General features: G+C 62.2%; 3 protein-coding genes and 1 pseudogene. All 4 read left to right on the plus strand.

Going from position 1 to position 9,498, the window contains the following annotated elements:
* Nucleotides 1-868, plus strand: an 868-nt coding sequence (locus A3730_RS29240) for a methyl-accepting chemotaxis protein (RefSeq protein WP_197477765.1), incomplete at its 5' end; no start/stop codon positions are given.
* A gap of 31 nt (nucleotides 869-899) precedes the next feature.
* Nucleotides 900-1,778, plus strand: coding sequence for a protein-glutamate O-methyltransferase CheR (locus A3730_RS29245; protein ID WP_063519387.1), 879 nt, complete (start codon nucleotides 900-902; stop codon nucleotides 1,776-1,778).
* A 167-nt stretch (nucleotides 1,779-1,945) separates the two neighbouring features.
* Nucleotides 1,946-9,136 (plus strand): Hpt domain-containing protein, encoded by a 7,191-nt coding sequence (locus A3730_RS29250; protein WP_063539444.1) that lies wholly within the window; start codon nucleotides 1,946-1,948, stop codon nucleotides 9,134-9,136.
* Nucleotides 9,133-9,498: pseudogene (locus A3730_RS29255) on the plus strand (chemotaxis protein CheB); the annotation flags it as partial. The gene A3730_RS29250 and the pseudogene A3730_RS29255, both read left to right, overlap by 4 nt.

Consider the following 9,498-nt stretch of genomic DNA (forward strand, 5'->3'; position numbering starts at 1 on the left):
CCAGCTGCGCAGCCTGGTACAGACGATCAACAACTCAGCGGTACAGGTGGCCTCGGCGGCCCAGGAGACCCAGTCCACGGCGATGCATCTGGCCGAAGCGTCCGAGCACCAGGCCCAGGAAATCGCCGGCGCCTCCGCCGCGGTAAACGAAATGGCGGTCTCCATTGACCAGGTATCCGCCAACGCCGCCGAATCGGCAGCGGTAGCGGAACGGGCGGTAGCCATCGCCAACAAGGGCGCCGAAGTGGTACAGGCCACCATCCACGGCATGGACACCATTCGCGAACAGATCCAGGAAACCTCCAAACGGATCAAGCGTCTGGGTGAATCCTCCCAGGAAATTGGTGACATCGTATCCCTGATTAACGACATCGCCGACCAGACCAACATCCTCGCCTTGAACGCCGCCATTCAGGCGTCCATGGCCGGCGAAGCCGGCCGGGGCTTCGCGGTGGTTGCGGATGAGGTACAACGCCTGGCGGAACGTTCCGCGGCGGCAACCAAGCAGATTGAAACCCTGGTAAAAACCATTCAGACCGATACCAACGAAGCGGTTATCTCCATGGAAGCCACCACTGCCGAGGTAGTGAAAGGGGCACGCCTGGCACAGGACGCGGGTGTGGCACTGGAAGAAATCGAGAACGTATCCAAGACCCTGGCGGACCTGATCCAGAACATCTCCAACGCGGCGCGCCAGCAGGCAGCCTCCGCGGGTCACATTTCCAACACCATGAACGTGATCCAGGAAATTACCTCACAGACCTCTGCCGGTACCACTGCGACAGCACGGTCTATTGGTAACCTGGCCGAGATGGCCCAGGAAATGCGTAACTCCGTTGCCGGCTTCCGCCTGCCGGAGCACTCCTGATCCGGCCTGAGCCGGTCTCGGGAGACGTGCCATGGGTGCTGCAGTGACAGATCGCTGGTCGATCAAAAGCACGCCCGCCATGGATGCGGAGCAGTTCCAGCTATGGCAGGCGCTGCTTGAAGACCGCACCGGCATGACGCTGTCCAACGAACGCAAGACCTTCCTCGAAACCAGCTTGAACATTCGCATGCGCGAGCTGGGCATCGAGGACTACGACACCTATTACGAACACCTGATGGTGGGCTCAACCCAGTCGCGGGCCATGGAATGGTCGGTGCTGGTGGACCGTCTCACCGTTCAGGAAACCAGCTTCTTCCGGCATCCCGGCTCCTACGCACTGGTGGAAGAGTTCACCCAGCGCTTCATGGCCGAACAGCCGGATGGTGCCAGCCTGGATGTGTGGAGCGTGGGGTGCTCCACCGGCGAGGAAGCTTATTCCCTCGCCATGATGATCAACGAACAGTTTTCCGCCAGCGAGCGAAAGCTGTTCTACGGCATCACCGCCACCGATATCAGCCTGCCCACCCTGGCCAAGGCCCGCAAAGGCGAATACGCCGCGCGCCGGGTATTGCAGGTCGATCCACTGTTGCGGGACAAGTATTTCGAGCCCACGGGGAACGGGCAAACCGTAACGATCACCGGAGCACTGCGCGAACGCATCTGCTTCGCGCGGCTCAACGTGCTGGACCTCAGCACGGCACCGATGAACAACATGGACCTGATTTTTTGTCAGAACATGCTGATTTACTTCCGCCGCTGGCGTAAACGCCAGATTGTGAACCGGCTGGCGGAACGGCTCGCACCGGGAGGCATCCTGGTACTCGGGCCCGGGGAAGTGACCGATTGGCAACATCCGGATCTGGAACGCATTCATTTTGCTGATACGTTGGCATTCCGGCGCTGTAGATAAGACATAAAACAACAAGCTGCACGCAACACGCAGCGCACGAAAAAGAAAAACGCTTGGGGCGGCACCCATACAGGAATGACCTGCATGAGGCGTGCTGCATGTTACGTGCTGCGTATTACAGAAACCTGCCCGCAGTGACGGCAGGTTTGAGTATGACAGGAGACGTCATGAGTGACCGTCACGACTATCTGGCTCTGGACTGGGTTCGCGGGGAAATCCAGGAAACCCTGAACCAGGCGCAACAGGCACTGGAATCGTTCGTGGACAACCCGGACGACGCTACCCGTATGCGTTTCTGCCAGACCCACCTGCACCAGGTGTACGGCACCTTGCAGATGGTGGAGTTCTACGGTGCGGCGCTGCTCGCCGAGGAAATGGAAAAACTGGCGCAGGCACTGCTCGAGGGCAACGTGGGCAATGTGACCGACAGCCAGGAAACCCTGATGCGGGCGATCCTGCAATTGCCGCCGTACCTGGACCGGGTCGCCAGCAACCGCCGTGATCTGCCCGTGGTACTGCTGCCGCTGCTCAACGACCTGCGTGCCGCCCGCGGTGAATCCCTGTTGTCGGAAACCTCCCTGTTCAAACCGGACCTCACCGACGCCACCGGCCAGGGCCAGATTCCTGACGACCTGCTCAACGACCCGCGCTTTATCCTGCTGGCGAAAAAAGTTCGTCAGATGTTCCAGATCGCCCTGCTCGGCGTGCTGCGCAACGACAACATGGGCGAAAACCTGGGCTACATGGCCAAGGTCTTCACCAAACTGGAACAGATCACCGGCGATGCGCCACGGGCACCGCTGTGGTCCATCAGCAATGCGCTGGTGGAGGGCCTCTCTGAAGACGCCATCATCCTTGGCACCTCAGTGAAACTGATGCTCGGTCACGTGGACCGCAACCTGCGGGAACTGGCCGTGGAGGGCGCGGCCAGCCTGAACCGTCCCGCCCCCACAGAACTGCTCAAGAACCTGCTCTACTACGTGGCCAAGGCCGATGTGGACAGCCCGCGTATCCGCGACATAAAAGCCCGTTTCCGGCTGGATGACGCGCTGCCCTCCGATGATCTGGTCAACGAAGAACGACAACGGATGACCGGCCCGGATGCCCAGGCCATGAACTCCGTGGTGCAGGCGCTTTCTGAAGAACTGACCACCGTCAAAGACGCCCTGGAAAGCTTTGTTCACAGTGGTGACACCGATACCAGCAAGCTGCAACCGCTCACCCTGACCCTGAAGCAGGTGGCCGACACCGTGGCCGTACTGGGCCTGGGCCAGCCCCGGGCACTGGTGGAAGAACAACTCCACGCCATGGAAGATATCGTCGCCGGCAACGCACCCGCCGAACGCGAAAGCCTGATGGATATCGCCGGGGCCCTGCTCTACGTGGAAGCGACCCTGGCCGGCATCAGTGGCGACCAGCGCAATGCACGAAGCTACAACGGCCAGGGCGATGACATGCCCAGCCATGTGGGCCAGGCCATGGACGCGGTGCTGCGCGAATGCCGCGCCGGGCTGGAAGAAGCCAAAGACGGCATCGTGGAATTCATTGCCTCGCAGTGGAATACCGATCCGCTGCAAGTGGTACCGGAGCGCCTCAATGCGGTCCGCGGTGGCCTGGATGTGATCCAGCTGAGCAAGCCCGCGCTGATTTTGCGCCAGTGCGTCCAGTTCATCGAAGAAAAGCTGCTGCAAGCGGACCAGCCCAAACCGGACTGGCGCAGCATGGACACCCTGGCCGACGCCATCACCTCGGTGGAATATTACCTGGAACGTCTCAGCGACGATCCGGCCACCACCGACGATATTCTGCAGCTGGCGCGAGCCAGTGTGGAAGCACTCGGCTACCCGCTGGAAGAAGAGCAGGACTTCACCGATAACGCTATCGATGTAGAACGCATTGAACTGGAACAAGCGGAACTGGACACCCCGCACGACGACGCCGACACCAGCGCCGTTGCCGAGCACGATGTGGATGCCTGGTCCGGCTTCTCTGCCAACAGCGAGCTGCCCGACGACGAAACCGACAACGCCGAGCCGGAAGAAGACGCCACCCTGGAACTGCAGCCGCTGGCCAGTGACGACGACGCGCCGGATTTCGACAGCAGCAATGATGACGAGCTGCTCGACCCCACGCTGGAAATCACCGCACCGGCAGAGCCTGAAGGCCACGTCGTCGTCAGCGCCGACGCCTCCCCGGAAGACGATGACGACAACCTGATCGATGACGAAATCATCGAGATCTTCCAGGAAGAAGTGGGCGAAGTACTGGACGCCCTGGACGAATACTTCCCGCGCTGGGCCGCCAACACCAGCGACGAAGAGTCCCTGGTGGAATTCCGCCGCGCCTTCCACACCCTGAAAGGCTCCGGTCGCATGGTCGGTGCCAGCACCGTGGGCGAACTGGGCTGGTCCGTGGAAAACATGCTGAACCGGGTCATCGATCGCACCATTGTGCCCACCGCCGTGCTGATCGCCCTGGTGCAGGAAGTCCGTAATCGCGTGCCGGCCCTGGTTGATGCCTTTACCCTGCGCCAGCCGGACCCGTTTGATGTACAACCCCTGGCCGATGCCGCCGATACCCTGGCCGCCGGCGGCCAGATCGACGAAGTCCCTGTTGTCGGCGCTGCCGACAGCACAAGCGAAGAAGCCGCAGAAAGCGTCGACGGCGACGCGACAGACCCTAGCGCTGATATCAGCCTGGATGCCCAGGACACCATCGCGCTGGAAGCAGACGAACAGGGCGACCCCGACAGCGACAGCCTGGAGCTCACCGAGCTGCCGTCCGCTGAAAACGCAGACGCCACCTCCGCCGACAACAGCCTGTCTGCGGAAGACCTGGCCGCGTTTGACGCCGCCGCCAGTGAAGACACCCTGGACCCATGGGACGAAGGTGACAGCAGCGATGACATCCAGCTGCTGTCCGTAGACAACGACCTCACCGACATCGACGACAGCATCACCCTGGATCTGCCCGAGCAGGAACCGGACTACGAAACCAGCACCAGCAAGAGCGCCGCTGAGAGCCTGTCCGATATTCCCGACATGAGCGACGATGCCCCTGACGATGACAGCCGAGAAGACGGGCCGGACCCCGTCCTGCTGGAAATCTTTTCCAGCGAGGCCCGCCGCAATCTCGCCCTGATCGCTCAATGGCTGGCCAGCAACGACCCGGACCTGTCCGAGCATCAGGTCGATGACAGCGTGCATCGCGCCCTGCATACCCTAAAGGGCAGTGCGCGCATGGCTGAAATCGAAGCCGTGGCCGAAGTGGCCGAGCCGGCCGAAAAACTGGCCCGGGACCTGATCAGCAGCAACCGCCGCGCCAGCCAGCAACAGGTGGACCTGCTGGCTCAGAGCCACGACCTGATTCTCACCAGCCTGGAGCAGATGGACCCGACCCCGCCGGCCCATCTGCCCGGCGCCGACGCCCTGATCCAGTCACTGAATCAACAACGCGATCAGTTGCAGGACACCGGCAGCGCCGGCCCGGACCCGCACATCCTTTCCGTGTTCCTGTCCGAAGGCATGGACCTGATCGTGGATGCAGAGCAACTGCTCAGCCAGTGGGCCCAACACCCCGCGCACACCGATGAACTGGTACGTCTGCGCGACGAACTGGAGCTGCTGTCCAACAGCGCCACCACCGCCGGTCTCAGCGAAATTCATGACCTGGCCGCGGCCCTGGCAGGCTGCTACAGCGCGGTGGAAAACGGCCGGCTGCCGTACAGCGAACGTCTTTTTGCCCTGGCCGGCGAAGGTCAGGACGCGCTGATGAACATGATGGACTGCCTGGCTGCTGGCCAGACCGTACGCCCGGAACTGGGACTGGTGGATGCCCTGCGCGAGCTGGCCGAAAGCGACGGCCCGGACGGCGGCCCCGGCGGCGGACTGCCCATCGACAGCGGCGACACTGAGCAGAGCAATACAGCCGCCGCTACGGAGCAACCTGACGACACGGCAGACAGCAGCCGCTACGAAGCCCACCTGGACCCGGAGCTGGTCGAACTGTTCCTGGAAGAGGCCGAAGAAATTCTCGAGTCTGCCAGCCACATTCTTGACCAGTGGGAAGCCGGCGACAGCAGTAATGTGAGCAGCCTGCAGCGCGATCTGCACACCCTGAAGGGCGGCGCCCGCATGGCCGGTGTTGCCCCGGTAGGCGATCTGGCCCACGAACTGGAAAACCTCTACGAAGGCTATAACGCCGGGCAACTGGAGTCTGATGCTGCCCTGTTCCAGCTGCTGCATCAGTGCCATGACAGCCTGGCAGTGATGATCGAAAACCTGCAGGCCAACACCACTCCGGCCGATGCACCGGCACTGGTGGCCGCCATTCAGGCGTTCATTCGTGGCGAAGCCCCCGGCCCGATCACCACCAGCGTCGACGATGCCAACACGCAGCCCGCCGACACTGGCGGATTTGACGACCGCTCGAGTGCCCCCCTCACCGATGCCACAGACGCCCCCGCGCCCGTTGCGGTTGAGGACGCGCCCGAGCCCACCGATGCGCCCCCTCAACCGGAGCGTGACCCGGAGCTGGTGGACATTTTCCTGGAAGAAGCGGATGAAATTCTCGAATCCGCCGGCAACAGCCTGGAATTGTGGATCAGCCAACAGGACAATCTGATTGAGCTGCAATCCCTGCAACGGGATCTGCACACCCTAAAGGGTGGTGCCCGCATGGCCGAAGTGCCGGAACTGGGTGACCTGGGCCACGAACTGGAAACCCTGTACGAAGGCCTGGCCCAGAGCCAGCTGGCCATTGAGCCCGCCTTGTTTGATCTGCTCCACCGCTGCCACGACCAGCTGGCGGAAATGGTAGAAGCCCTGAAAGCCAACCGGCCATTGCCCAGTGGCGACGTACTGATCACTGCCATCCATGGTTATGTGGCCGATCCGGCAGGCTTCACCCTGCCCGCCATGGCGGCGACGCCTGCCGCTCAACCCGCCATCCAAGAAACCACCGCGTCGGTGAGCGATGACGACACACCGGCACCAGTAACGTCTGCCGCCGATGACGTATGGCAATCGGACAGCGACCCGGAAATTCTGGAAATTTTCCTGGAAGAGTCCGAAGAACTGTCGGACATCATCGATGCCTGCCTGACCTCCTGGAAAGATCATCCGGAAAGCACCGACTTTATCGACGATCTGAAACGGGCGCTGCACACCCTGAAAGGAGGCGCACGGCTGGCCGGCCTCAAACAGCTGGGCGACATCAGCCACGATTTCGAAACCTATTTGCTGGACCTGGAAAGCCGTCGCCAGACGCCCGCCCAGAGCGACTTCCAGCCCATGCTGGATTGGCACGACCAGATCAATCGGGGCATGGAGTCCGTCGCTGCGGCCGCACAAACCCGCGCTCCGGTCGCAGAGACTCCGGATGCCGCAGCACCGGCCAGCACCTTACCGGCAGCCACCGACAAGCAGCCGGCGCCACAGCAGCCGCAGAAAGACGACCGGCGCCAGCGCCAGAACCAGGCGCAACCGCAGGAAATGGTACGGGTTGGCGCAGATGTGCTGGAGGCTCTGGTCAACCTGGCAGGGGAGACCTCCATCAACCGTGGCCGGGTGGAGCAGGGCATCACCGAGTTCGCCTTCAACGTGGAAGAGATGGGCAACACGGTGCAGCGCCTTTACGAACAGCTACGCCGGCTGGATTCGGAAACCGAAGCGCAGATCATGTCCAACTACCAGAAGGGCGTGGATCTGGGCGAATACGACGAGGACTTCGATCCGCTGGAAATGGACCAGTACTCCGAGCTGCACCAGATCACCAAGCAGCTGTCCGAGTCCGCCTCGGACTTGCTGGATTTGAAGAACACCCTGCTGGATCGCAACAAGGACACCGAAACCCTGCTGCTGCAGCAGGCACGCATCAACACCGAGCTGCAGGAAAAACTGATGCGCACCCGCATGGTGCCCTTCAGCCGCCTGGTGCCGCGCCTGCGTCGTATCGTTCGGCAGATTTCCGGCGAAGTGGACAAGCGCGTGGACTTCGATGTGCTCAACCCGGAAGGCGAACTGGACCGCTCCCTGATGGAGCGAGTGGTCGCCCCGCTGGAGCATATGCTGCGTAATGCCGTGGACCACGGCATCGAAACCCGCGAAGGCCGTCAGTCTGCCGGCAAGGACGGCACCGGCCGCATCAACCTGGAACTGGGTCGTGAAGGGGGCGAGGTGGTCATCACCCTGTCCGACGACGGCAAAGGCATCGATACCGATGCGGTGCGCCAAAAAGCCATCGAGCGAGGCCTGATCGCCGCCGACGCGCAACTTTCCGAGCAGGAAATTCAGCAGTTCATCTTCCACGCCGGCTTCTCCACCGCCGCCGCCGTGACCCAGATTTCCGGGCGCGGCGTAGGCATGGATGTGGTCGCCAGTGAAATCAAGCAGATGGGCGGCTCGGTCACCATCGACTCCCGTAAAGGGCAGGGCACTCGCTTCATCATCCGCCTGCCGTTTACCCTGGCCATGAACCGCGCCCTGATGGTGAAGGCGGCGGAGGACTCCTACGCGATTCCGCTGAACCAGATCGAAGGTATCGTGCGGATCAGTCCGTTCGAACTGCAGCACTACTTCGAGGAAGAGAACCCGGTTTACACCTATGTGGGCCAGGATTACGAACTGCAGTACCTGGGCCACTTTGTGCACGGCAACCGGGTGCCACACCTGGAAAACCAGACCACCCCCATGCCGGTACTGCTGATTCGCAGCACCGAACACACGGTGGCCATCGTGGTAGACGACCTGGTCGGCTCCCGCGAAGTGGTAGTGAAAGCGGTGGGCCCGCAGCTGGCCACGGTAGCCGGCATCAGCGGCGCCACCATCCTCGGGGATGGTTCCGTGGTGATCATTCTGGATATCCACTCCCTGATCCGTGCGGCCCACGTGCAGACCACGGCTCTGGCGTCCGGCGAGGTGGTGCCGACACTGCCCCAGGAGCCAGAGGAAGACGCGCTGCCGCAGCGTGACACGCCGCTGGTCATGGTCACCGATGACTCGGTTACCGTGCGCAAGGTGACCACCCGCCTGCTGGAGCGCAATGGCTACGAAGTGGTCACCGCCAAAGACGGCATCGACGCCATCGCCAAGCTGGAAGATATTCGCCCGGATGTGATGCTGCTGGATATCGAAATGCCGCGCATGGACGGTTTCGAAGTCGCCACCCATGTACGCCACGACAGCCGACTGCAGGACGTACCGATCATCATGATCACCTCCCGCACCGGTGAGAAACACCGCGAGCGGGCTTTCGACATTGGCGTGAACTGCTACATGGGCAAACCGTTCCAGGAGAACGAGCTGCTGTCTACCATTCGCGAACTGCTGGGTGAACTGCAGGAAACGGATAACGGATGACCGCGCCCGGCCGTGTCGGCGTGATTGCCGACAGCACATTGCAGGGGCACCTGCTATCCAGTGCGGTAAAGGGCCAGGGCTATCAGGTACTGGTCAGCACCGAACCGGACGCTCTGGAAGGCCGCTGGCTGGAACCTGACGCCCTGGATCTGTGGGTGGTGGACCTGTCCAGCGAAGACCGCTGGCAGCACTTTCTCGACGACCTGCTGGAGCGCGCCCAGGTACCGATTCTGTTCTGTGATGGCCAGGCACCGGCCCGCACCGATGCTCGCTACCCCAAATGGGAACGGCGCCTGGTCACCAAACTGGTAAGTTTTATCGGCAAACCGGCCGTGGAAGAGCGCCTGGACGTGATCCCCCAG

This window comes from Alcanivorax sp. HI0044, from assembly GCF_001634945.1.